General features: G+C 66.0%; 22 protein-coding genes and 1 pseudogene. 11 read left to right on the forward strand and 12 right to left on the reverse strand.

The features are described 5' to 3' along the window. Window positions 1–28: 28 nt before the first annotated feature. The 6 genes from cas1c to BSF38_RS23895 all read right to left on the reverse strand — a co-directional run bounded on the left by cas1c (window position 29) and on the right by BSF38_RS23895 (window position 8,438). A complete protein-coding gene (gene cas1c / locus BSF38_RS23870; protein WP_076349604.1) occupies window positions 29–1,072 on the reverse strand; it encodes a type I-C CRISPR-associated endonuclease Cas1c in 1,044 nt (347 codons plus the stop codon). After that, window positions 1,069–1,731, reverse strand: coding sequence for a CRISPR-associated protein Cas4 (gene cas4, locus BSF38_RS23875; protein WP_076349605.1), 663 nt, complete (start codon window positions 1,729–1,731; stop codon window positions 1,069–1,071). The genes cas1c and cas4 overlap by 4 nt, the downstream gene beginning before the upstream one ends. Before the next feature lie 3 nt (window positions 1,732–1,734). Then, window positions 1,735–2,664 carry a type I-C CRISPR-associated protein Cas7/Csd2 gene (gene cas7c / locus BSF38_RS23880; RefSeq protein WP_076349606.1) on the reverse strand — a complete coding sequence of 310 codons (930 nt, stop codon included), beginning with the start codon at window positions 2,662–2,664 and terminating at the stop codon, window positions 1,735–1,737. Further along, entirely contained in the window at window positions 2,657–4,837 is a 2,181-nt protein-coding gene (gene cas8c / locus BSF38_RS23885; RefSeq protein ID WP_076349607.1) for a type I-C CRISPR-associated protein Cas8c/Csd1, read from the reverse strand. The genes cas7c and cas8c overlap by 8 nt, the downstream gene beginning before the upstream one ends. Beyond that, a complete protein-coding gene (gene cas5c, locus BSF38_RS23890) occupies window positions 4,834–5,490 on the reverse strand; it encodes a type I-C CRISPR-associated protein Cas5c (RefSeq protein ID WP_076349608.1) in 657 nt (218 codons plus the stop codon). Before cas5c ends, cas8c begins: the two co-directional genes overlap by 4 nt. A gap of 635 nt (window positions 5,491–6,125) precedes the next feature. Continuing rightward, entirely contained in the window at window positions 6,126–8,438 is a 2,313-nt protein-coding gene (locus tag BSF38_RS23895; RefSeq protein ID WP_076349609.1) for a CRISPR-associated helicase/endonuclease Cas3, read from the reverse strand. A 353-nt stretch (window positions 8,439–8,791) separates the two neighbouring features. Between BSF38_RS23895 and BSF38_RS23900 the strand changes: the two genes are divergently transcribed. The 6 genes from BSF38_RS23900 to BSF38_RS31500 all read left to right on the forward strand — a co-directional run bounded on the left by BSF38_RS23900 (window position 8,792) and on the right by BSF38_RS31500 (window position 13,762). Next, the gene (locus BSF38_RS23900; RefSeq protein ID WP_145952296.1) at window positions 8,792–8,983 is read left to right on the forward strand and encodes a hypothetical protein; all 192 of its coding nucleotides are present in this window, start codon (window positions 8,792–8,794) and stop codon (window positions 8,981–8,983) included. Between the two features lie 39 nt (window positions 8,984–9,022). Beyond that, a complete protein-coding gene (locus BSF38_RS23905) occupies window positions 9,023–9,226 on the forward strand; it encodes a hypothetical protein (RefSeq protein ID WP_076349611.1) in 204 nt (67 codons plus the stop codon). Between the two features lie 199 nt (window positions 9,227–9,425). Continuing rightward, window positions 9,426–9,917: a hypothetical protein gene (locus tag BSF38_RS23910; RefSeq protein WP_076349612.1), complete on the forward strand. Its 492-nt coding sequence runs from the start codon at window positions 9,426–9,428 to the stop codon at window positions 9,915–9,917. A gap of 27 nt (window positions 9,918–9,944) precedes the next feature. Further along, window positions 9,945–10,307: a hypothetical protein gene (locus BSF38_RS23915; RefSeq protein ID WP_076349613.1), complete on the forward strand. Its 363-nt coding sequence runs from the start codon at window positions 9,945–9,947 to the stop codon at window positions 10,305–10,307. Between the two features lie 240 nt (window positions 10,308–10,547). After that, complete coding sequence (locus BSF38_RS23920) at window positions 10,548–13,088, forward strand: excinuclease ABC subunit UvrA (RefSeq protein ID WP_076349614.1); 2,541 nt, start codon at window positions 10,548–10,550, stop codon at window positions 13,086–13,088. A gap of 509 nt (window positions 13,089–13,597) precedes the next feature. Next, window positions 13,598–13,762: a hypothetical protein gene (locus tag BSF38_RS31500; RefSeq protein WP_168189444.1), complete on the forward strand. Its 165-nt coding sequence runs from the start codon at window positions 13,598–13,600 to the stop codon at window positions 13,760–13,762. 778 nt (window positions 13,763–14,540) lie between these two features. On the opposite strand, the gene BSF38_RS23930 is transcribed toward BSF38_RS31500, so the two are convergent. After that, a complete protein-coding gene (locus tag BSF38_RS23930; protein WP_076349616.1) occupies window positions 14,541–16,502 on the reverse strand; it encodes a CocE/NonD family hydrolase in 1,962 nt (653 codons plus the stop codon). 146 nt (window positions 16,503–16,648) lie between these two features. After that, on the reverse strand, window positions 16,649–18,031 hold the full coding sequence (locus tag BSF38_RS23935; RefSeq protein ID WP_237170586.1) for a carbon-nitrogen hydrolase family protein: 1,383 nt from the start codon (window positions 18,029–18,031) through the stop codon (window positions 16,649–16,651). 643 nt (window positions 18,032–18,674) lie between these two features. Between BSF38_RS23935 and BSF38_RS23940 the strand changes: the two genes are divergently transcribed. Both BSF38_RS23940 and BSF38_RS31505 read left to right on the forward strand, forming a co-directional pair. Further along, complete coding sequence (locus BSF38_RS23940; RefSeq protein WP_076349618.1) at window positions 18,675–18,881, forward strand: hypothetical protein; 207 nt, start codon at window positions 18,675–18,677, stop codon at window positions 18,879–18,881. A gap of 13 nt (window positions 18,882–18,894) precedes the next feature. Further along, window positions 18,895–19,065 carry a hypothetical protein gene (locus BSF38_RS31505; RefSeq protein WP_168189445.1) on the forward strand — a complete coding sequence of 57 codons (171 nt, stop codon included), beginning with the start codon at window positions 18,895–18,897 and terminating at the stop codon, window positions 19,063–19,065. A gap of 368 nt (window positions 19,066–19,433) precedes the next feature. Here BSF38_RS31505 and BSF38_RS30925 read toward each other — a convergent pair whose 3' ends face one another. Beyond that, window positions 19,434–19,619: a hypothetical protein gene (locus BSF38_RS30925; RefSeq protein WP_145952298.1), complete on the reverse strand. Its 186-nt coding sequence runs from the start codon at window positions 19,617–19,619 to the stop codon at window positions 19,434–19,436. 53 nt (window positions 19,620–19,672) lie between these two features. Between BSF38_RS30925 and BSF38_RS23945 the strand changes: the two genes are divergently transcribed. Both BSF38_RS23945 and BSF38_RS23950 read left to right on the forward strand, forming a co-directional pair. Continuing rightward, window positions 19,673–20,134 carry a MarR family winged helix-turn-helix transcriptional regulator gene (locus BSF38_RS23945; RefSeq protein WP_076349619.1) on the forward strand — a complete coding sequence of 154 codons (462 nt, stop codon included), beginning with the start codon at window positions 19,673–19,675 and terminating at the stop codon, window positions 20,132–20,134. A gap of 112 nt (window positions 20,135–20,246) precedes the next feature. Beyond that, on the forward strand, window positions 20,247–21,578 hold the full coding sequence (locus BSF38_RS23950) for a 4Fe-4S binding protein (protein WP_076349620.1): 1,332 nt from the start codon (window positions 20,247–20,249) through the stop codon (window positions 21,576–21,578). 115 nt (window positions 21,579–21,693) lie between these two features. Here the strand turns inward: BSF38_RS23950 and BSF38_RS23955 are convergent, their stop codons facing one another. Next, a complete protein-coding gene (locus BSF38_RS23955; protein ID WP_076349621.1) occupies window positions 21,694–22,296 on the reverse strand; it encodes a hypothetical protein in 603 nt (200 codons plus the stop codon). 162 nt (window positions 22,297–22,458) lie between these two features. On the opposite strand from BSF38_RS23955, the gene BSF38_RS32240 reads away from it, so the two are divergent. Beyond that, complete coding sequence (locus BSF38_RS32240; protein WP_145952299.1) at window positions 22,459–22,737, forward strand: hypothetical protein; 279 nt, start codon at window positions 22,459–22,461, stop codon at window positions 22,735–22,737. A 227-nt stretch (window positions 22,738–22,964) separates the two neighbouring features. On the opposite strand, the pseudogene BSF38_RS32725 reads toward BSF38_RS32240, so the two are convergent. After that, window positions 22,965–23,147: pseudogene (locus tag BSF38_RS32725) on the reverse strand (DNA cytosine methyltransferase); the annotation flags it as partial. Between the two features lie 250 nt (window positions 23,148–23,397). Beyond that, window positions 23,398–23,763 (reverse strand): hypothetical protein, encoded by a 366-nt coding sequence (locus tag BSF38_RS23965; protein WP_076349623.1) that lies wholly within the window; start codon window positions 23,761–23,763, stop codon window positions 23,398–23,400. Window positions 23,764–24,320 lie beyond the last annotated feature (557 nt).

Raw genomic sequence — 24,320 nt, forward strand, 5'->3', positions numbered from 1 at the left:
AGTTGAGGGTCGAACGAACGGCAGGCGGTCAGCCTTTCCAGAGGAACGGCGGATAGGCGTCTATGTCGCCGCGAATCCAACGCGCCATGAGCGCCGCCTGGAGATGAAGCAGCATCCCCACGGTCGTCGCTTCGTCGAGCACCGGGTGGGTGATCGTGTCGCGTTTGCGCTGTTGGTACGCGGCCAGGACCACCTTGCGGGTGCCGTCGTCCATCTCCACCGCGCCGTTGTCACGGACGACGAAGCCGCCGGCGGCGACCTGGCGGCGGTTGATCAACGAGAAGGCGAGCCGGTCGGCGAGGAAGGCGCGGACCTCTTCGATGAGGTCGAGGGCGAGGCTCGGCTTGCCGGGGCGGTCGGCGTGCAGGAACCCGACGGCCGGGTCGAGGCCGACCGACTCGCAGGCGGAGCGGGCGTCGTGGAGCAAGAGGGTGTAGAGGAACGAGATCAGAGCGTTGATCGGGTCGAGCGGCGGCCGGCGCGAACGTCGGACGAAGCGGAAGGCGTCGCGGTCGGGGACCGGGCTGAGCAGGGCGTCGAACGCGCCGAAATAGTGGGTTGCGGCCTCGCCCTCAAGACCCCGGACCTTGTTGACGGCGTCGGCCTGACGAAGCTCGTGGATCGACGCTCCGAGCCGGCCGGCGGCGGAATCGAGGGGCGCGCCGCGGGGGTCGTCGGCGTCGCAGTCGCGGGCCGTGCGGAGCAGGACGGACCGCGAGTTGGCGACCTTGGCCATGACGATCCGGCGCGAGACGTCGAGCACGACGCCGGGGTCGTCGGCGATCTTGTACTGGGCGCGGCGGAGCAGAACGTTGCCGGACGTGAACCCGCGCACGCTGGCCAGGAAGCGGCCGCGCTCGGTCAGCAACGAGACCGCGACCCCCTTCTCGGCGCAGGCGCCCAGGAGTGCCGGCGAGCAGCCGACCCGTCCGAAGCAGACGATGCCGGCGAGATTGTGCAGCGGCAGGTGGCCGAGCGTCTGCTTGCCGCAGCGGACCACCACCGCCTCGCCCTGCCGGCCGAGGTAGGCGCCCTGCGTCGTGATGTACAGGGTATTGAGATGGGTTTTCATGACGACGTCTCACCGGGGAAGGAAGGGCTGGCGAGGAGGGCGTCGATCTCGCGATCGAAGCTGTACGCTTTGCGCGCGACGCGACCTCCCAGACGCGGCAGGCAGAGCTCGCGAAGGGAGCAGCGATCGCATTTGGGGCCGGGATCGGCCGGGGGCGTCCGGCCACTTCGGACGAGGTCGTGGAGCCGGGCCGTCGCGTCGATTGTCGTCCGGCGCAGATCGGGCGTGAACTCGACGCGGACGCGGCGCTTGGTCTTGCCGTAGAAGATCTCGCCGAATGGGAGATCGCGGCCGTGCATCTCCTCCAGGCAAAGCGCCTGGGCGCAGAGCTGGACGCGGTCGCAGTCGTTCTTTTTGGGCCGGCCGCGCTTGTACTCGACGGGGACGATTGGGGCGTCGGCGCCCTTCTCGTAGCGGACGACGTCGGCGACGCCGAAGAGCCCCAGCGTCAAGCTCCGCACCGGCAGCCCGCGAGCCGAGCGCCCCGCCGGCCGCGTGTCGGACTTCCCCGAGTGCGCCCGGCGGTGGAGGATGCCCCCCTCGGCCGTGAACCGATTCTCGGCCCACAGCCGCTCGACGTGGATCAGCGCGCACTGGCGATCGCAGTACAGCAGATGCTGAAGCGCCGAGATGGGGAGGAGGTTGTCTTCAGAAAACATCGGTCACCGCCAGTCGATCCAATGTTCGATCGTCACGCCGGAGGGTAGATCCTGCTCATCGACCGTAAGCTCGTAATCACCGAACGACCGGGGCGGGCGTCCGTCACCATCGCCATTCTCCGCGCCAGGGAGGGGTTGCACGCCCTGCCTCGCGGTGCAGAGGACGCGAGAGAACAGCTTGTCCGCTCGGGCGTTGCCCAGCCGGCTCTCGTGTCGGAACGCAATGCAAGCCACGGGACGCATGTTGGCGCGTGCCGCGGATTTGTCGCTTTCGAACATCTGGTCTAGCGCTTGCCTGAACAGGCTCAAGTCGCTTTCGGAGAATCCCGTCCCGTTCGGATCGCCCGCGAGATTCGGATTCACGTAGCCGTGGACGCGGTAGAGCGCGTAGGGCACTGTGAACTTGCGGCCGATCGTGCGTTCCTTCTCCAGATCGCGCTCATTCGTCACGGCGCACCGCGTGACGGCGTGCTCCTGGGCGACGATCGGATGGAGCGAACGGGCGATGCCGAACTGGACAGGACCGCGGACCTGGCCGCAGTTCACTTCCGTGGTCATGACGGCTCCGAAGGCGCGGACGTCGAAGAAGTTGCCGCACATCCAGGCGGTCAGCTCACGAGCCTTCTTCTCGTCCTTGGGCAGCTTGTCCTTGTCCTTCGTCGCCTTCGGGTCGACCTTCTGCCATGCGCGGTCGTGCTGGCGGTTCAGGACGGCCCGCTCCTTGACGTAGATCTCGTACGGCGGCTGTTCGCCGTGCGCGAGGCCGACGTAGTTGCGGATCTTCCGCTTGAGGCAGACGTCGGTGACGAGCCCTTGGCCGGTCTCCGCGTCGATGCGCGGCAGGTTGCCGGCGTCGGGGTCGCCGTTGGGGTTGCCGTCGGTGATGTCGAAGAAATACGCGAAGTCGTAACGAGAGGACACGGGATTAGTCATTGCTGGGCTCCTGCATCTCTTGGCTAAGGCTGTCTTCCTGATTGGAGAAATACGGTCGCAGAGCTTCGTGGACGACACGTTCGTTGTAGGCCCTGTCACGGAAATCCAGGACGATCAATCGACCCTCAGGGCCACCCTCCCGCGTGATGCCAAAGCGTTCGTATGCGTGTTGCTTGATATCCCATCTGTTGTTGTACTCAGGCGTATTCATACCGAGCACTTCGATGAACAAGTCCTTGCCGCGTCCTCGACGGACCACAAAATCCGGCCACCTCTCGCCTTCATCGAGAAGCGCGCGGGGCTCGTACATATAGACCAACTTGAACCGTTGGAGCGCTTCTGCGACCTTGACCTCCAGTTTGGAACGAGCCCACTCGCCTTGAGGAGTCCGCCATCGTTTATTCGCCTTCACCTGGCCTCCGGTGTAATCCAGGTACTGTAGCTGTTGGTAGAACCCAAGCGCAAACAGACTTTGTTGCCTCAAGGAGAGTCGTGATGGCACATCGTCCTGAAGCCTCACGTTGATATCCTTGAGCTCGTCGCGGACGAAGTCCGGGAGATCGCCCTCGAGTTTTGGAATGTGTCCGATCTCCGCCGCACGTTGCAGACGGCCCAGCATCAGACCCGGCGTTGCCATCACACTTCCCAGGTTGCGGCGTACGACTCCCCCATTGACCTTGCCGAGAGCCTGCTCCTGCGCGAACGCAAGAACGGCGAGGAGCCGACCACAGTGATAAGCTTTCTCCGGATGTTCCTTGTTGAGATAGACGTCCACATCAAAACTCCCTTCGCGTTTGAGAAAGGCCTTGAGGATTGATGCCCGTCGCCAGGACATCACGCCGTCGGAACGGATGCGTCGGACGATTGAGTTGAGGAGCGCCTCCGGGAAGCGAGGAAGTCCCCCTAGGACGGCTCGCGCGATCTCACCGGCAAGTTGGGCGGCGTACCTCTTCTGGGAGTCTGACGTCATCTCCTGCGGCATGATCTCCGCCACCATTCCGCGGATGACGAGCGGCGGGGCGCCTGGGCGTGCGCCGGCGATTTCCAGATCCGCCGCGTGCCGCTCCAGGCGTTCCGCGAATTGCCGCACGGTGGTGGCCAGCCAGTAGCGGACGCTAAGCCGACTGGCGTTGGGTGAGAGCCCTAGCACGTAGAAGGGCGCTTCCGAGTCGGAGACGTGGTCCTCTAGCCGTCCCTGCCTGGCGGCCTTGAGGAATTCCCACAGGCGGCTGATCATCTTGCCGTCTTCGGCGGCGACATCCTTGGCGACCGGCTCGATGAAGAACTGTTGCGCAATCTCTTCAGCGTCGGCCGCCTCGGCTCGATCCGACCAGAAGACGACTGTGGCGTCGCCGATCGAGACGCGGCGAGCCTTGTCCGCGAGGAGTCGATTCAAGGCCGTTGTGTAGCGGAACACGTCGACGGCGCCCACCGGGGCGTTGTAGCTTTGCGACTTGCCGTAGCTCTCGAATGAAGACGCGTTGAAAGAAACGATCGCCGCGCCCATCGTGTTGGCGCCGATCACGCCGCTGAGCAACGGATGGAGACGCGCGATCTCCTCGCGTTGGCCGCTGACGAGTGAAACCCCATGAACCCTGCCCTCGGTTTGATTGTCGGCGGCCTGCCGCCGCAACCAAGCCGCCTTGACCGTGTCGCTCTGGTGTACGAAGGCCGCATGACCGCGTACCTTGAAGACGACGTTCAGCCCCGCCGCCTCGCTCCAGGTCGACTCCGACTCTGCGCGGGCGGGATCCCACTTCTCCAGAAAGCGGCAGAGTGCGGCAAACGCCTGGTCGCCTCCCAATTCCTCGCGGAACGAGAGATGGAGGTCGCGGAAGGCGGCGAACATCTCTGCGGCCCGCTCGGGCTTCCCCTTGTTGTCGCGGCCGAGCGTGTATCCGGTGTTGTCCCAGCAGAAAAAGGGCTTGAGGCCGGTGCCGGACCGGCCGCCTCCGTCGGGGACGAGCCTGGATAGGGGAATCGGCTTGCCGCGGTCGCTTCGCTCGCGGATGTCGTCGAGCGAGACGAACGTGCCGTCGGATTCGAGTACCACCTGAAAGTGGATCTTCTCCAGGCTGAACCCGAAGCCGGCGACCATCTGGTTCGGGTCGGCTTCCAGCCGGTTGTAGTAGCTGATAAGCGCGGGGAGCGGGCTGCCGAGGGGCTGCGTCATGACTTCACCCCTTTGCCGGTGAGCGGCGGCACCTCGATCACCCCGTCTCGCATGACCGCGCGGAAGAAATGCGGCGTCATGTCGTGGGCGAAATCGATGTCGTGCAACATGTAGCCCAGGTCGCGCTCGCCCATGAGTTCCGGGTCGACGGACGGCATCGCGTGGTCGTCTTCGACGAGGGCGAAATCTGCGGCGAACTCCCGGCAGCCCAGGTACGGGCGCTGGAAACATCGGCCGTCGCGCGCCCGGCGATTGAACTGGTCGAGATGCTTGGCGACGTTCTCCTCGCCCGAGAGGATGTCGAACCGCGCCTCGATCACGTAGGACACGTCGCGGAGGATCGTCGCCGCCCGCTGCTGGCGGTCGTCTTCGATGTAAAGCCCCAGACTCCCCCGCCCGTTCTTCATCGCCTTGGCGATACTCCCGGAGGGCGCCTTGCTGGCCACCTCGTTCCGCCGAAGGGACGTGAAGCGAATTGGCTTGATGACATGAAGGCTTGTAACCTGCCAGCGGATCTGCGGCTTCCAGTAGACGGCCTCGACGAGGCCGCGCGCGGCCGACGGGGAGATCACGTCATAACTCACACGTTCGACCTTCATCTCGGGACGTGTAAAGCAGGCGAAGTCGCCCCAGACATGCAATTTAATACTCATTTCATTATCCTATGGGAGCCATTCGGTTTGCTGGCGGCCTCAAGGCCGACGGTCGTGATGGTGCCTTCTCCCCTGGTGGGGGGAGAAGGTGGCCGGTACGGCCGGATGAGGGGAGCGACAACCGATACTCGCAGTCCTGTCGCACTACTCCTTGCGATCGGGATCGTGCGGACGTCGACGAGAGGAACCGACTAGGCCGCGCTTCCGGGCGTCGACCAGAGCCCACCAACAATCGTGTCGTGAGCAATCCCGACCGATCTCCTTGACGTAGCGGGCGTAAAGATCATCGAACGCCGGGGTGTACGGCAGACGGTCGAGCGGTAAAAGCGACTCGGCGGCAAGCCTAGCAGCGACATCGAGTCTGCGAGCTGAGGTCATGACTGCCTCCTTTGCGAAACTTAAGCATTCAGGCACACGAACGATTGCATCCGGGTTGTCCGGCCAGTATACTGAGCTTTAGAGTGAAATCAATCGTCGCTGCTCCGGAATCTCGGGATTCTTGCGTCAAGTGTGTCACTTGCGTCTCCGCAGGTGTGGGTTGAAACGTGTGACTGAATGCTTGTCGGCATTGATATAGAGGGCAAGCCTTCGGGCTCGCCCTCTTTTAATTCCCGGAAATCGAGTCCGTCTCCGAATCACAGAGTCAACAGTTCGAGATCCAGCCCGACCGCCTCGAAGGTCAGGCCGAGCTTGGGGTCGTAGGCGATCGTGTTAGCCAGGTAGTAGCGGCCGTGGAAGTCGAGCAGCACCTGGTTGTTCAGCAGTTTGATCAATGCCTGGTCGTACACGGCGACGGTGTAGCGCTGGGCTTTGCGGTCGAACGCACGGAGCTCACCTGGGGGGGGCTCGTCGGGCATCTGTTGCAGCTCGTGGATCAGCTCGCGACCGCGTTCGCTGTAGGGGACGAGGATTGGCGTCTGGGCATCGTCGATGAGGCGGTATGCATCAGCGGCTTCGCGGAACTGGTGGTGGGGCCAATCGCCGTTTTCGCCGCCGAAGCAGCGCATGACGCTGCGTCCTTCTCGCCCTCGATCCCAGCCGTGGCCGTCGTCACCGCCTTGATGCCAGTAGTGCAATCCGAAGTAGGCTTCTATCGCTTCCGGGGACAGCAGATCGTCCTGGTGTTCGGGCGTGACTTCCCGGAAATGCATCGCGCCGATCTCGATCATTCGACTCGTTGGATACGCCTTGGCGTCGTAATCGAAGACGACGACCTGCCCGAGCCTGGGGCGGCCATTCGCGTCGAGCAACGTTCCTTCTCGATTCGCCCGACCGGCAGCTTGCGCAACGGAATCGAGCCCCGCCGCGGCGCGGGCGACGAACGGGAAATCGACGTCCACGCCCGCTTCGATGACCTGAGTCGAGACGACTCGGCAGGGCGAGCCGCCTTTCAGCCTTAACCGGATCTCATTCAGGACGTCGCTCCGGTGGGCCGCGCATATGCCGGCGCTGAGATGCAGGGCGTCCGGATCGGCGAGCAGCTTGAGCAGATCGGCGGCGTGCTTGCGCGAGTTCACGATGCACAGACAACGCTCCTCGCGTCGGAGTCGTTCCACGAGCTGCTCGTTCGAGAGCTTGCCGACCGACGTCACTTCCGTCCGCCGCAACGCCTGGTGGAGTGTTCGGGGCTCGTCGATGATAGGTCTGACCCCGGCCAGGCCGATGGGGAACTGGTCGCGTTTCTCGATCGCCGGTTGCGTCGCCGTGCAAAGGAGCACGGTCACGCCGTAGTTCAGCACCAACTCCTCGAGTGCGGCCAGGGTCGGGGCGAGGAGATTCGGCGGCAACGCCTGCGCCTCGTCCAGGATGATCACGCTTCTCGCGAGCCGGTGGAGCTTTCGGCAGCGCGACGTCCGGCTCGCGAACAGCGACTCGAAAAGCTGCACGTTCGTCGTCACGATGAGGGGGGAGTCGAAATTCTCGGCGGCGAGGCGGGAGCGATCGGACTGCCGTTGCGGGTCGTCGGGTTCGAGGTTGCTGTGATGTTCCAGTACTTCGCTCTGTAGATCGTCGCCCAGCGCCTCGCGGAACGTGTCGGCGGTCTGCTCGATGATGCTCGTGAACGGGATCGCGTAGACCACGCGTCGCAAGTCGTGCTCGACGGCGTGCGTCAACGCGAACGCCAGCGAAGCCAAGGTCTTGCCGCCGCCGGTGGGGACGTTCAGCGAAAAGAATCCCGGAGCGAGCTTCGCCTTCTCGCGGCACGTCGCTTGCACCTGCCGTCGGTGCCGGTTGACGGTCGTGTCGCTCGCCTGGCTCTGTATCTTGTCAAGATGTTCGTCGAGGCGGGCGAGCAGTCGGGCCGGCGTCGCTCCCGCACCGGGCCGTTGCGAGGCGCGCTCGGTGTTCATGAACCACTCGGTCGCCAGGAAGTCGGCGTCGACCAGGCACGAGAAGAGCATGCGGGTGAAGAACCCCACGGCAAAGGCTTGGCGTTGCCTGCTGCCGGTGGTTCGGAGTTTCGGCGGCTGCGGCAAAGGTCTTGCAAGCAAGTCAGCCGGTGCCGCATCGGTGGGCTCGATACGTTTCTTCAGCCGCATTGACAGCCCAGCTTCGCCGCCCTCGTCGTCTGGAAGGCCCGCGTGGTGCCCCGCGATGCAATAAGCGATCAGGCGTCCCAGCGAACCCCGGCTCGCCGCATGCTGGGCCCCGGCGGTTGAATGATCGACCTTACCAGTCATCTCCGAGCCATGTACCGCGTCGCGCAGCCCCGCAGTCGCGCGGATGTAGTTCTGGAAAGGGATACTGTACTTCCCGAGGTCGTGCCATAAGCCGAGCAGTCGGCCCCATTCCGCGGCGTCGAAGGCTTCAGCGAAGTGCGAGGCGCCCGGGAGCTCGTCACCGTCGCCGTCAGCCACCCGGGCTAGGTGATCGGGTAGAGACTCCCAGTCTTCTCTGCTGCGGGGAGGAGGAAGAGAATGTGCATAGAAGTTGGGATCCGACGTCACGGTTCACCTCCCTGATTCCTGACGAAGAGTGTCTGCTCGTGCCCTTCGCTTAACCTAAAGCGCCGTCGTTTGGCTTGAGAACTTTTCAGAAAAAATCTAGCGGGTTCGTCGTCTTTTGACTTCAGGACTCAGCAGATTAACCTCACCTGCCGCTGCAGGTTGACGATGCGAAGGACTCGGCGGTGCTGGACGCCGGCCGGCTCGCTCGCGAAATCCTTGCATCGGGCCGGCTCGTCAATTCACCAGGAGAAGTGGGTACCCGTCACGGTCTCCTGGGAACAGCCCGTTCCCGAAGTCGATCATCGGCCGCGGAGGCCAGCCTGAGGCGATTGCACGGCATGGGGGACTTTCGGATGAAGTGGATGCGGCCGCATGGGGCCGTTTACCGCACGACGGCCGCGGACGCGAGCGATCTGATCGCGAAGATCGTTACGGGCCCCGACATACTGATCTCCGCCGGCGAGGGCCGTTCCATGCGCTCGTCGCCGCCCATCTTGGCTTGCGGGCTGATCCACCTGGTTCTCGCCTATTCGTTGCACGGCTAGCTCGTACAGGTCCGCCAGGACTTCTTCCGCGACCCGGGCATGGACCATTTTCAGAACCGCATCATCGAGACGGAGATGCCCGCGATCCGCCAGGACTTCAGCCTGCGGCGCACGAACCACGCCGGCGCCGGCCCGGGCGAGATCGGCGGGCGGGTGGAGAACTCGCGGCGGCAGGCCTGCTACGTGATGCCGCTGGGCAGGCCCCGACCTGCGTCTACGCGATCTCCCCCTCCGGCAAGCTGACGCAGCGCCGCATCGGCTTGCGCGGCGTGGGCTACGCCGGCGTCTTCGACTCCAGGCGCCACGCCTGGCGCGTCTGGTCCTCGTTGGCGTTCCGCGTCTGGGGGGAGACGACCTGGGCCAGGCCATATTCGACTGGATGTCGAGCGACTAGCGGGCGCGCGGAGCCGAGACGGCCGTCCTGCTTCGGCTCGACGGCGCGGTGCACGACCGGAGCTTTCGCTACGAGGCCCTCGAACGCCTCGTCACCGATCGCACGGGCGACGGCCAGACCTACGAGCTGCAGGGGGGAGGAGCACTGTTCGAGCGGCTGAAGGAGGAGCCCGGCCTGACGCGCCAAGGACTCCACCAGCGGCTGCTGAAGGTCGGCGACCAGGGGCTGGCCGAGTACTTCCACCGGCACGAGATGCACCGGTGGTGGAACCGCCCCATCGCCGGCAAGAACCTCGGCCGCGCGACGCTCCGGTTCGACGGCCAAACGCCTTACGCGACCTGGTTCGACGAGGAGGCCGGCGAGATCGGCGGCCTCCTCCGGCGGGTCGACCCGCCCGACCCACACTGCCCTCACTACGGGGACGACGTGGGCGGGCTGTTGAAGAGAGGCCGGTCCCGGCCGACGTCGATTAACGTTAATCGCCCCGGTCCCGACGAACGAGGGCTCGGAACGACCGAAGTCGGTCGCGATCGTCCATGAGGGATCATCTCGCCGAGACGAAGGCGGATGCCGGCCTCGATGATCGGGCTGCGGATCGGCGAGATGGAGGGATTCGGCGGGGAGACGGACCGGCCGGCCTTGACCGCCCCCCTCGCTCCGTTCCCGTCTCGCCACGACGCGGGCGACGACTCGTCGCCGGGGGAGCGCCGGGCTGCTGCGGAACGTCTGGAAGTCGCGACGGCCGACGTACGCCGCCGACTCGAGCTGCGAGACGGCCCGGGGGAGGAGCCGCTCGCCGAGCCGGCGGAGACGGCGGCGCTCGGCGAGCCGTTCGTGATCATGGGGTGGCGTCGGGGATTGGGACGGCGCGGTCGCCGTGCGACGGCCCCGGGCAAAGCGCGGCCCTGCGGGGAAGACGCCCGGAATTGAGACGGCCTGGTGCTTCGATTGCCACCCCGACGCGACTCATGACGGGTAAGATGGAACGGGCCGAATCCGACGTTCCACTCGACACGACCCATAGAGCAATTTTGCTTTGACCGTATCGGTTGACGGCCTGATCCCTGTCGTGTAGCTGAGGCGGAACTGGCCCGCCCGTAACGGTGCTGAGGCAAAACATCAAGCGATACGGTCAAAGCAAAACCGCTCTAGCGACGGCGAGCCTCCCGCATGGAAACCGACGGTCCAGGTCAGAGAGTGGCGAGTCCGGAGTTCACGGGCTTCGTCCGCGTGCGCGGGGCGAGGGAGCACAACCTCAAGAACGTCGATCTCGAGATTCCGCGGGACGCCCTCGTCGTCTTCACGGGCGTCTCCGGGTCGGGCAAGTCGTCGTTGGCGTTCGGCACGCTCTACGGGGAGGCGCAGCGGCGTTATCTCGAATCCGTCTCGCCCTACGCCCGGCGGCTTTTCCACCAACTCGGCGTCCCCGAGGTTGACGAGATCGACGGCCTGCCTCCCGCCGTTGCCCTGCAGCAGCAGCGTGGCTCGCCATCCACCCGATCTTCAGTCGGCAGCGTCACCACGCTCTCCAACCTGCTGCGGATGCTCTACTCGCGGGCCGGGGACTACCCTCCCGGGCAGTCGATCCTCTACGCCGAGTCGTTCTCGCCCAACACGCCCGAGGGCGCGTGCCCCGACTGCCACGGGCTGGGCCGGGTCTATGAGGTGACCGAGCGGTCAATGGTGCCGGACGACTCCCTGACGATCCGCGAGCGAGCCGTCGCCGCGTGGCCGACCGCATGGCACGGGCAAAACCTGCGCGAGATCCTGATGACGCTCGGCTACGACGTCGATCAACCCTGGCGCGACCTGCCGCAGGAGGATCGCGACTGGATCCTGTTCACCGACGAGCAGCCGACCGTGCCCGTCTATTCGGGCTACACGGCGGAAGAGGTGAAGAGGGCCCTCAAGCGGAAGGATGAGCCGAGCTACCAGGGGACTTTCACGAGCGCCCGGCGGCACGTTCTGCATACATTCGCCACCACGCAGAGCCCGCTGATGAAGAAGCGGGCTATGCAGTACATGCTGAGCGGCGAATGCCCTCTTTGCCAAGGCAAGCGGCTCCGTTGCGAGTCGCTGGGCGTGAAGTTCGCCGGGCTCGATATAGCGGACATTTCCCGCGTCCCGCTGGCCCGGCTCGCGGACATTCTGCGCCCGTACGCGGAGGGGACGGCCGCCGGACTGAAGAGGCTGGCGACGAAACACCCGGAGAAACTACTGGTCGTCCGGCGGATCGCCCAGGACCTCGCGGGGAGGCTCGCCGTTCTGAGCGACCTCGGGCTCGGCTATCTCTCGCTGGAACGGAGCACGCCTACGCTCTCGCCGGGCGAACTCCAGAGATTACGGCTGGCCACACAGGTCCGCTCCAACCTGTTCGGCGTGGTCTACGTCCTCGACGAGCCGTCGGCGGGGCTCCACCCGGCGGACACAGAGGCGCTCTTGCGGGCTCTTGATCGCCTGAAGGCCTCCGGGAACTCGTTGTTCGTCGTCGAGCACGATCTCGACGTGATACGCCATGCCGACTGGATCGTCGACGTAGGGCCCGCCGCGGGCGAACAGGGAGGTTTCGTGCTCTACAGCGGGCCGCCCGAAGGGCTGCGGAGCGTCGAGTCGTCCCAGACCCGCCGGCACCTCTTCGGCGGCGCCTCGCCGCTGCGACGGGAGCAGCGGACGCCGACGGGATGGTTGCGGCTGGCCGACGTGACCCGGAACAACCTGCACCGGGTGGAGGCCGCATTCCCTCTGGGCCTGTTCACGTGCGTGACCGGCGTCTCGGGCTCGGGCAAGTCGAGCCTGGTGAGTCAGGCGTTGGTCGAGCTCGTGGCGGAGCAGCTCGGCCATAAGCTCCCCATGGACGAGGAGGAGGGCTCGGAGCTGGAGCGCCCGGCGGCGGCCGCCCTCGACGGCCGGGTCACGGCCGGTATGGAAGGCGTTAAACGTCTAGTTCGGGTCGACCAGAAGCCGATCGGGCGCACGCCGCGCTCCAACCTGGCCACCTACACGGGTTTGTTCGACCACATCCGCAAGCTGTTCGCGGCGACCAAGGCGGCCAGGGCCCGTCACTACGACGCCGGGCGATTCTCGTTCAACGTCGCCAAGGGACGCTGCGAGAATTGCGAGGGAGAGGGCTTCGTGATGGTCGAGCTGCTCTTCCTGCCCAGCGTCTACGCGCCGTGCCCGGTCTGCCACGGAGCCCGTTACAACGCGGAGACGCTTGAGATCAGAGTCCGCGGCAAGAGCATCGCCGACGTACTGGGGATGACGGTCGACGCTTCCTGCGATTTCTTCGCCGAGGAGCCGCAGGTGCTCCGCTCCCTCATCGTCCTGCGTGAGGTCGGGCTGGGCTACATCCGACTCGGCCAGCCCGCGACCGAACTCTCCGGCGGCGAGGCGCAGCGGATCAAGCTCGCGACCGAACTGCAACGAATCCAGCGGGGCGACACGCTCTACGTCCTCGACGAGCCCACCACCGGACTCCATCCGGCGGACGTGGACAAGCTCATGGCGCAGCTCGACGGGCTGGTCGAGGCCGGCAACACGGTGATCGTAGTCGAGCATGAGATGAAGGTCGTCGCGGCGAGCGACTGGGTCGTCGACGTCGGCCCAGGCGCGGGCGACGAGGGCGGGCGCATCGTCGCCTTCGGGCCGCCCGCGGAGGTGGCCAAAGCGTCAAGTAGCCGGACCGGCTCCTATCTGGCCCGATTCTTGTAGGGCCCTTACGCCAGCCGAAGCGGACACGCTTGAGTTGCCCAATTGGCTCCTATGGGTCGTCGGCGTCGAGTCGGAAGCTGATGCCGGCGGCACCGGAGTCGTCACGTTCGACCAGGCTTGAGCTTGGACGAGCGACGGCGAGTCGCTGTGGACGGGATGCCACTCGGCACCCTGGCTGTACAGCGTTGTCCGGCGGTCGAGCGACTGCAGCTCGGCAGGAACGGGAATGGACTGAAAAGCGGTGAAAATGGGGTTGGGCGCAACGGCGATGATGGTGGAATCCACTTGTTGGTTGACTTGCGACCACGGCCCGGGCACCTCCGGCCGTGGTTTTTGATTTGATGGAGATGTACGAAACGGCCGGGGGGACGGTCGATTAACGTTAGTCGCCCTGGTCAGGCGCGGAAGGGGCGGGATGTGTGATCAGGCGATTGCGGCGAGTCGAACGAACGGGCCGGTCGCCAGGGAACGGAGGTCTTGGGGATGCGCCCCCTTGGGACGTCCGTCATGTGGGGACGTTCGCCGTTTGGGCTCAAGTCCGCGTCGCGGCCACCGGCCACGGGCCGTCGGCCGCCGACGACTACGACACCCTGGGCGAGCTGGAAGTCCGGCTCGGCCGCGTCTCGTCGACCGTCCGGTCGCCGATCGCCAGTCCCATCGCGTCCTCCGACTGATCCTCGGGGCGGACGCAGCCTCCCAGGGTTTTCGGATCGGGTGGGTTTCTTCCCGGCCGCTTTCGAGCGGCTCCAAAGAATTCGGCCTTCTCGCCGATATCCAGAGGAACCGACTTCGAGCACCGAACTCCGGGTCTCCTTCGTCCACGCTCACCGCTACATCGCTCGGAACGAGGGCGGGCAGGTCAGCCTGACCGACCTCTGGAAGGCTGCGGGCGCCGACGCGTATTGCAAACCGGCCGAGTGGCGGTGGTAGCGGCTCAGCTCCGCGATCCTTCAGGTCGTCAACGCGTGCTTCGTGCGCTACGTAAAGGAAGTGCGCGACTCCGAACTCAAGGTCGAGCACGCCTTCAATTACTGGCGGGCGCGCGGCGAGGTCGAGGGCTGGATCGTGGAGCTCTATCGCGGCCTGCTCGACCGCCGCGTGCGGTCCGGCACGCTCGACGAGCGCGGTTGCAAGCGGCGCCCGTGGGACAACGCCGAGGCCAAGATCAGCGACATCGGCAACTTGGCGGCCCTCGGCAAGACGGCCAAGGAGTACAAGGCGGACGCGGACGAGAGGCCGGGACTTCGGGAGTCCCGGAGTCCCGTGAGTCCCGGGCAGTGGGAGGTCGGCGGGGAGACTCGCCATAGAGGGCGGAGGGGGCGTGCGTTGTGTGGACGCCGCGGGGCGGGGCGCGTGGATAGACCTTGGGCGCCGCGTCCTCTCGTCGACGGCCCCGACCCGTCGAACGATCGCCTCTACTCGCCCGAAAACCGCCGACTCGGTCCTAGGGCGCTAGTGCGAGGGGACGACGGGCAGTTCCACGAAGCTCATGCGGCCGAGTTCATGGAAGACCCGCTGGGTGGCCTTCGCGTAGTCCCGGGGCTGGGCCCAGAAGATGTTGGGCACGAAGGTCTGAGGGTTGCGGTCGTACAGCGGGAACCAGCTCGACTGGACCTGGACCATGAGCCGGTGCCCGGGCAGGAAGACGTGGTTCGCCGTGGGGAGGGCGAACCGGTAGGCGAGCGCCTGGTCCGGGGCGATGGGCTTCGCTGCCTCGAGGCTCTCGCGGTACCGGCCGCGGAAGATGTCCGCCGAGACCATGAGCTGATAGCCGCCCATCTCCGCCTGCCCGGCGACCTCGTCGGGGTAGACGTCGATCAGCTTGACCACCCAATCGGAGTCGCCGCCGCTCGTGGAGGCGACGAGGTTGGCGACGGGCTCGCCGGCGACCTTCACCGGCTTCGTGAGCACTTCGGAGACGAACGCCAGGACGTCCGGGCGCCCGGAGGCCTCGCGCTGGTCGTCGACGAGCCATCGCGACCACGTCTGCCCCTGCGCGTACCCCATCGGCAGGATCGGCCGCGCGCGGAACGGCACCGGCTTGGCGGGATCGGACACGTATTCGTCGAACGCCGCGTCGCCGGCACCCGGCGCGTCGAAGCTCAGAGCCAGGCCCGAGCGGAGATAGAGACGCCTGGGCCCGCCCCCGTCCGCCTCTTCGGCCCTGGGCGGCCATGCGGACATGCGCCGCCACGAGTTCGTCCCGGTCTCGAACGCCGTCACCGGGGCGACATCGGCCTTCGGGGCGTCGTCCTTGAGGTGCTGGGCGAGGAACGGCGCCAGGATGTTGCGGCGGAACTCCCGCGCCGTGTCGGCGTGGAACTTCAGCGCCCCCAGCTCGCTTCCGTCCGCGATCTCCTGGCCGTGATACCAGGGGCCCATCACCAGGAAGACCTTGTCGTTGTCCACGTCCTTCGGCTCGATCGCCTTGTAGACGGCCGGCGCGCCGTAGATGTCCTCCTGGTCCCAGAGGCTGTGCACGAGCATCACGGGCACCTTCAGCGGCCGCTTCGTCAGCAGCTTGTCCACCGCCTGCTCGCGCCAGAACGCGTCGTAGGCGGGGTGCTCGGTGAGCTTCCTCCAGAATCCGATCTGATCGAGTCCGCGCCGCCGCCCCAGCTCCCCGGCCGAGCCCGCCTGCATGAACATGTCGTAGACGTCGTGGTGGCTCGTCCACCACTTCGCCTCCCCTTTCCGCGTCGCGACCTGGTCGTAGATCCAGGTCACATTGAGCTGCCGGAACGCGCCGTTGTGGAACCAGTCGTCGCCGACCCAGCCGTCGACCATCGGGTTCATCGGCACGGACACCTTGAGCGCCGGGTGCGGATCGACGAGCCCCATCAGCGGCAGGAAGCCGTCGTACGAGATCCCGAGGATCCCGACCTTCCCGTTGCTCTCGGGCACGTTCTTCACCAGCCAGTCGATGGTGTCCCACGTGTCGGTCGCGTGATCGACGGGCGTCGAGTTCAGCGGCCCCCGAAGGGGCCGGTTCACGACATAATCGCCCTCCGAGCCGTGCTTGCCGCGCACGTCCTGGACGGCCCGCACGTAGCCCCCCTCGACGATCACGTCCATCGCATTGTCGTAGCCGTTCAGGACAGGGCCGAGATGCGCGCTCTCGGCGTGGCTCGTGAGCTTCTTGGCATCGTAGGGAGTCCGCGTGAGCAGGATCGGCGCGCCCTTCGCGCCCTTCGGGACCAGGAGCGCCGTATGGAGTTTCACGCCGTCCCGCATGGGGATCATCACCTCCCGTCTGACGTGGTCGAAGCCGTCGTTCGTCGGCTCGAACTTCGCGGGGGTCTCGCTCGGCAGGTCTTTATAAGTCGCGGGCGGCTTGGTCTCATCCTGCGCCGAGGCCGTCCCGGCCAGCGCGGCCAACCCGAGGAGGAACGCGCGAGAACAGGCGCCCGCCATGAACCGATCCCTCTCGGACCTCATGGTCTTGCCTCTCCGACTTCTCATGGGGGCACACTCCATCCGGGTAAGCTGGACCAGACGCCTGGGCATCACGGGGACCTCTTGCGGTCGTCTCGGAGCACGGTACGGCGGGCGACGTCGGACTACCTGTCGGTTTCACCGGCTGCTGCGACCGGCCTGTGCCGGGGGATCTCGGCCTTGAAGTCGCCGAGGCTGACCCACTTCAGGCGCCTGTCCAGGTCCACCTCGGCGACCGCGACGGTGCCCCAGTCCTTCGCCTGGGCGATGACCTCGCCGGTGTGGTCGAAGACGGCCGAGATCATCCAGTTGCGCGAGACGTCCTCGTACGTGCTGCTGACGACGTAGACGTGGTTCTCGCACGCCCGGGCGCGGGCGAGCAACGGGTTGCAACCCCAGACCGGCCAGGCGATCACCTCGGCGCCGCGGTTGGTCAGCTCGCGGGCGACCTCGGGGAAGAAGCCGTCGTAGCAGACCATCATCCCGACCTTGCCGAAGCGGGTCGAGAAGACGGGATAGCTGGAGCCCGGCGCGATGCCCCCTTCGACCTCGCCGCGCGGGAGGCAGACCTTGCGGTACTTGCCGACGATCGCGCCATCGGGGCCGATGAGCACCGCGACGTTGTACACGAGGTTCCCGTCTCGCTCCAGCAGGCCGGCCACGATGTGGAGGTCGTGCCGCTTCGCGAGCCGGCCGAAGTACTCGGTGGACGGGCCGGGGATGGGCTCGGCCACCTCGTGGTACTTCTTGCCCAGTCCCGGGTAGGTCAGCGTCTCGCCGAGCACCACGAGATCGGCCTTCTGGCGGGCGGCCTCGGCGATGAACGGCTCGTACAGCCGGCGGTTCTCCTCCGGCGTGTTGCCGCCCGACGGCTTGAAGTGGACGGTGGCGAGCCGCACCGTGCGCGGCGAAGGAGCCGTCGTTTCGCTCAGGGAAACGCCGCGCCATCGCACCTCGCCGCCCCGGGCCCATCGCAAGTGCAGCTCGACGACCGCCTGCGTGGCTCGCGAAGGGGCTCGGTAGGTGTCGGAAACCTCGGCCCAGCCCCGGACGTCGTCCCCCCGCGTCGCGGGGAATTCCGTCTCGGCCATCGGCGTCGCCCCCCGCAAGTAGCCGCTGACGGCCGGCTCATCGAGCGGGACGTGCCGCCCGTTCGCGTCTCTCCAGTGGAGCTCGGCCACGACGCTGCGTCGGGGGACCTCCACGCCCTTCGCCTGGTAGCGCGCGTCGAAGCGGTAATGGCGGCCCCCCTGCACCGGAAAAGCCTTCGTCCAGCAGCCGTCCACACCGTCGCGCGGCCCGGCCTTGATGATCAGCACCGCTGGACGGCCCGGCTCGTCGCCGGGCTCGCATGCGAATTCGGGCCGGATCTCGTCGCGCGGCGCGCCGGTCGACCAGCCCGCATCGTCTGGGACCTCGACAGCCGCGCTCGGCGGCGGCGCTGCGGCGATGCACGCGCCCACCAGCGCCGCCGCGAACAGGCGACCAGGAAGTCGGCCGCGCGTCATCGATCTCATCGTTCACCCCGCTGCTGATCGAGTTTTCGGTCGGGCTCCGATTCTCACCCCCTCCTACTCTATCAGCCGGAGCGATCCAAGGTAGACGCTGCTCGACCCGCTTTGGGATGGGTCGATCACACCAAGGTCCCGCCCCTGGAAGCACCGAACGGTCGCCGACCCGCCGCAGCCAGCCCGAGTCGATCCGGGATCCCGAGAGGGCCGGTTTTCGATCAGCTGCGCACGACCTCCTCGACCAGGTGCGAAACAACGGGTCATGGGTCGAAGCCGGCGCGCAGACGGATTGAACGAGCGGTTCGGGGAGGGATCGCGACAAGAGGATCTCGGTGGCTCGGCCGGACAAGCGGCTTTCTCCAACGGATGAAAGGCGGGCCCGCCGGGTCGATTAACGTTAATCCAACCGGCCGGGTCGCCGGACGCCGACGGCGCGACGGGGGCCAGATGGTCGATGCCCGTAGGCTCCAGGTCGCGCGGCCGCTCGGGGCGACGTTCGATCGGATGGCGGCCCTGGGTTGCGAGTTCAGCTGGACCTGGGGCCGGCGCGGGACCCTGGAGATCGACCGGAAGATGAACCGGCTCGCGCAGGCCTTCCGGTGGAGGATGTCTCGAGTGCTGGAGCCCGAAGAGGATTGTCATGACGATGCGCGAGCGCGACGAGCCGATGACCGACGAGGGATGCGTCGCGGCCGGAGGCGTGGTTCGTCCATCCTGCGGCGGTGATGCGGTCGAGGGCGGCCCAATCGACGTCGACGGGCCGCGCGCCACTCAGCAAGTCATCTGCGTGGTTTGCGAGAAAGCGTGGCGCTCCACGTACGAGCTCACCGGGTACAGCCCTGGCTGACAAGAGGACGCCGATGAGCGAAGTTCAACATCAGGTCTACAGTTGCTGCCGCGACGTGTTCGACTCCGACTCCGGCGGCGACGTCCGCTGGTGCGAAGTCTGCCGTGAATGGTTGTGCGAGGGTTGCAACGCTAAGGTGGATGAACTGACCGAAGACCCCGACGTCTGCCCATTCTGGAAGTAGTAGACAAAGTGCCTCCATCGTCGGAAATTGATCATCCGGCATCGCGATGCAACCGGACCAATGAGGGTTCATCATGTGTGCCCAAGTACGGACCCTCGCGTGGCGCCTACGCTGATCATCGCGGAAGCCGCAGAGATCGCGACTCCCAGCCGATGCTCATACATCGAGAGCTGAGGAGGGGTGCCCTGATCGCTATGGAACGGGAAGAGGGATCCCTCGAGTGGGCTCGGACTCTTGCCGTTGCGGCTGCGTGCTTCCTCGCAGAAGGCCCCTTCGAGGTACGATGCGCGAACCAGTCATGCAAAGTTCGAGAACGCGTCGGTATGCCGGACCGAAGCATGTAGGTTGGTCCCCGACGGGATCACCAATCAGCGACTTTGGGCCGCCGTCGCCATCGCTTCCATCTGCCCCCGGGTGACGCCCTCTTCGCTGCGGCCGCGAATACTCTTTATGTTCGATTGAGAAAAACTGTATTGATTAGCCTGATTGCAGCGCGCCCTGACCGGACGGATGTCGCATAAGTCGTCTTTAGTTTCCCGAGTTGCCTCGACCATCTCTTGACTTCCTAATTTGTTGCATATACAACTAGTCTAAAGGAGGAGGAGCCATGTCGCGGACGAAGGACACCACACCGGCCGCCGAACTGATCGCGGGCGAGTGCTTGGGCGTCCGGGTGCGGACGCTCAACCGAGCCGTCACCGCACTCTACGACGAGGCCCTGCGGCCCCACGGGCTGAGGGCTGGGCAACTGAACCTCCTCGTTGCTGTTGCCAGGATGGAGCCCGCCAAGCCGAATGATCTTTGCCGCTTCCTCAGGATGGAGAAATCCACCCTCAGCCGAGACGTTGAGCTGATGCGGCGGAAGGGTTGGCTCGAAGTGGGTGATTCGGGGGACAAGCGAACCCGGCCTTTGAAGCTTTCGGCGGAGGGACGTGCTCTGATCGAATTGGTCGTCCCGGCTTGGCGGCATGCCCAGGAGCGAGTACGGGCGATGCTGGGGGGCGATGTGACCGCCTTTCTGGGGCGTGCCGTCGACCGCCTCTGGAAAGACGGGGCGACCGGGCCGTGAGAGTCTCTCTTAAGGCCATTTTGTTGTAATTGCAACGAAGCCGCTACGGGACCATCGCGACCAACGGTGTAGGCGGGCTCGGCTCGGCGAGAAACAGGACGAGGAGAGCATCATGCCCAAGCTCGAAGACCATCCCAGCGTGGTCCGCTTCCGACAATCCGAAACCCGCACCGAACCGGGGCGTATCGACATCGAGAAGCTGCGGCGAATCTGCCTGGATGCCGGGGCCGACGACGTCGGCTTCGTGGCCATCGACCGCCAGGAACTCGACGACCAGCGGGCCGAGATCCTCGGCCTCTACCCGTGGACGAAGGGGCTCATCAGCATCGTATGCCGGATGAACCGCGAGCCGGTCCGTAGCCCGGCCCGGTCGGTCGCCAACCTGGAATTCCACAACACGGGCCACGAGGTCGACGCGGTCGCGAGCGGAATCGTCACCGCCCTAGAGGTCGAGGGGATCCGGGCGGTCAACCCGGCGATGGGCTTCCCGATGGAGGTGGGCCGGTTCCCCGATAAGATCTGGGTCGTCTCGCACAAGCCGGTCGCCGTCGCGGCGGGACTCGGTCAGATGGGCATCCACCGCAATGTCATCCACCCGAAGTTCGGCAACTTCATCCTCCTGGGCACGGTCCTCGTCGAGGCCGAAATCCCCGAGCAGTCGCGACCCATCGATTACAACCCGTGCTTGAGTTGCAAGCTGTGCGTGGCGGCTTGCCCGGTCGGGGCCATCGGCCCCGACGGCCACTTCGACTTCACGGCCTGCCTGACGCACAACTACCGGGAGTTCCTCGGGGGCTTCACCGACTGGGTCGAGCAGGTCGCCGACAGCAAGGACGCCCTCGACTATCGCCGCCGGGTCGAGGACTCCGAGACCGTCTCGGTGTGGCAGAGCTTGAGTTTTGGCCCGAACTACAAGGCGGCCTACTGCATGGCGGCTTGCCCGGCGGGCGACGACATCATCGGGCCGTTCTTGACCGACCGCAAGGGCTTCCTGAAGGAGGTTGTGACCCCCTTACAGGAGAAGGTTGAGCCGGTCTACGTCGTGCCGGGCTCGGACGCCGAGGCGTATGTCTCGAAGCGGTTCCCCCACAAGCGGCCCAGGCGGGTCGGCGGAGGCCGACGGCTCAGGTCGATCCGGTCCTTCCTGTCCGCACTCCCCCACGCCTTCCAGCGGCACGCCTCGGAGGGGCTGGAGGCGACCTATCACTTCACGTTCACCGGCGAGGAGGCCGCCGAGGCCACGGTCGTCATCCGCGACAAAACGATCCGGGTCGAACCGGGGCACGTCGGCACCCCCAACCTCCGCATCGCCGCCGACAGCATGACCTGGCTCGGCTTCCTGGCGAAGGAGCGGAACCTCGCCTGGGCCTTGGTTCGGAGGAAGATACGCCTGAAGGGTTCCCCTCGGTTTCTAGTCGCCTTCGGGCGATGCTTCCCATCCTGAAGGACCCCTCCGAGGGCTTTGCCCGAGATTATTCCCTTTATCTCGGGTCCCTCTTGATGAGGACGAGCCAGCAGCCCTGATGACGGCGAAGCAAGCTTCGGTGTGGTCGACCGATTCAACCGACGTCGGCGAACCGCCTTCGGCAGCACGGGCTCTCGCCGTCGATGCCCTTCAGGATGGCCGTAAAGGCCGTCGGCTGCGGCAGGGTCATGATGGCCCGGAAAGCCAGCGGGGCGCGATGGGCGTAGTGGCGGTAGGTGATCCCGCCGACCGAGTGGCCGAGGATCTCGATCGACGACTCGGGGACGTGCTCGTCATAGTAAGTGGTGCAGGTCTTCCGCGAATCCTTCAGCTCCCACGGTTCCTCCATGCCGGTCTCGACGTCCAGCCTCGGCTTGATTCCGGCGAGCGAACAGAGCGACTGGAAGCGTGCGTTTGGCCGGGCACCGCCGCCGAGGAGTATCGGCGCGTCGGGTCGCGGGTCGGCCGGCATAATGTCCCTGAGGTGGGCGTGCACCACGCGGTTCATCGGGCGGCAGAACGCCTTGCCGGTCTTCATCCGGCGGTAGAACAGCCGGCCCCGGGGCGACTGCTCCTTGGCCTCGCGGTCGGGCGGACGACGGTCCCAGATGACGTGTCGCCGGAGGGTCGGCTCGTGAATGGACGTGGACTGCCAGACAGTCCCGGTGTCGACGCAATAGTTGAAGAAGACGACCAACGAGGCGCGCCGGTACCTCCCGACGGGGAAAGCGCCGTCTCAGCCACGCGGCCGCCCCATTTTGTAGGTAGCGAAGTAGAGGGCGTTGATCTCGGCCTTCGTCAGGTAATGTCGTCCCGCTACGTCGCGCTAACCCACGTCCCCTACTATACGAATAATGATATGTTTATGTTCGGCGGGTCGCAGGACAGCCTGGCGAGCCAGCTCCGGCTCCGCCCCGACGTCTTCACCCGGCTCGAAGAGGACGGCGAGCTCGACGGCCACGTCGACGTCATGCCCGGCCAGGGCGTGTCGCACGACATCCACGTCGACCCCGAGTCGGGCCTGTTCAAGCTCGACGTGAGCCGGGCGAGCCGCCCGCGACCACGCCCGCGAGGCGATGCTCGACGCGATGAAAGCTCGCCCGGTGATCTTGGACCGTGCGCTGGTCTTGCTTGCTGACTCCAGCATGGCCCAGGAAACAACCCGGCGGTCCGATCGTGGCATAGGCATGAGACCCATCGGAACAGCAGTAGAACTGGAACGCCGCCATCGCCCACGACTGGACCGCAATCCCCAGCGGCATCCCGCGCCCGGTCCTCGTCGCCCGCTTGATCCGCGGTTGGCGGGTCGACCAGGTCGAAGGATGCTCCCCCTCGTTCAGGTTCGACGCGGCCGGCGTGGGCCATGATGAAGAGCCGTTCCCGTCTGTGTGAGGCGCCGACTTCCTCCGCCGAGAACAGGCCCGCCGCAACTCGGTAGCCCATCGCTTGCAGGTCGTCGGCGACGGCCTCGAATCCCGGCGATATATGGCCGGGAACGTTCTCGAAGAAACAGACGCCGGGCCGGACTTCGTCGACGATTCGGCTGATGGAGGGCCAGGGGTGGCGGGGTCAGCGTGGCCGAGTCGGATTCCGGCCGTTTTGAAAGGCCGACACGGGTATCTGCCGGCGACGCAATCCACGACGCGCCAAGGGCAGTCGTCGAAGAACCGCACGTCAGACGAGACAATAGCCTGATCCAAGGCGTGCGCTCCCATGCGGCGGACGAGGAGCGAGGCCGCATAGACTTCCCCCTCCACATGACAAATGCATCGGGCCGCCGGAACAGCGAGCCGGATTCCTAGGTCGAGTCCGCCGCCGGAGCAGAGTGAGAGGACGTGCATTGCGGGACGTACGGGCAGGACACGGGCGGTGTCCACTCCGCGGCGCGGGTTTGTCGGAAGCCGTGAGCCGCCGCAACGCCAGTCACCGTGGTGGAGGAGACGTCGCACAGGGCGCACGCCGCCTTGAAGTTTTCAGCGGCCTGCTGACGGATGGCCGACTTGAGGATCGCGCCGCCGCCGAACAGGGCCGTGAGGAGCTGAAGGACGTCGGCCACGACAGCGGGCGAGTTGGGCAAGGCGACCGCCAGCACCGTCGACAGGATCGCCGCGACGGCCGACCAATTGGGGCGAAGGAACGAGATCAGCGAGGAGACGGTGGACAAGACCGGGAAGCCTTTCGGGGAAGGAATGTGTTCGATGCCCCGAGTGTGGCGCGGACGCGACGAGCAGAGCGAATGCGGGGGAGGTCGGGCGATTAACGTTAATCCGCCCGGCCGCGGACCGAGAGCCAGGGGCACCCTCGCCTATGCCAAGTGGCTTTCGCCCCTGACTCAGACTCACAGAGCGGAAATTTCCGACAGCTGTTGCGGGACCAGTTCGTGACGCACCCGGCTACGTAGGATCAGTTACCAGGGGATCAGCTGATGAGGCACCAGCTCACGAGACGGCGCCGGGACCAGCTCATGAGGCACCAGCTCATGAGTGGGCTGGTCGGGGACCAGGTCGACGGGGATCAGCTACCAGCGGAGCAGCTAGGTGACGGTTCGGCCGGGGGTGCCAACTGTCACCTGACAGCGAGCTGAACGGCGAGAAGTCCCGGGAGTCCCGGACGTGCCTGACGACCAGGCAACATCGAGTCAGGCTCTCTTGGTTTGAAGATCGGGCGGGATCTGTTGCGTCGATCTCACCGCGGATGAACGGGCGGAGGATGGGTGCCAAG

Origin of the sequence: Paludisphaera borealis, assembly GCF_001956985.1 — a bacterium.
GTDB lineage: Bacteria > Planctomycetota > Planctomycetia > Isosphaerales > Isosphaeraceae > Paludisphaera > Paludisphaera borealis.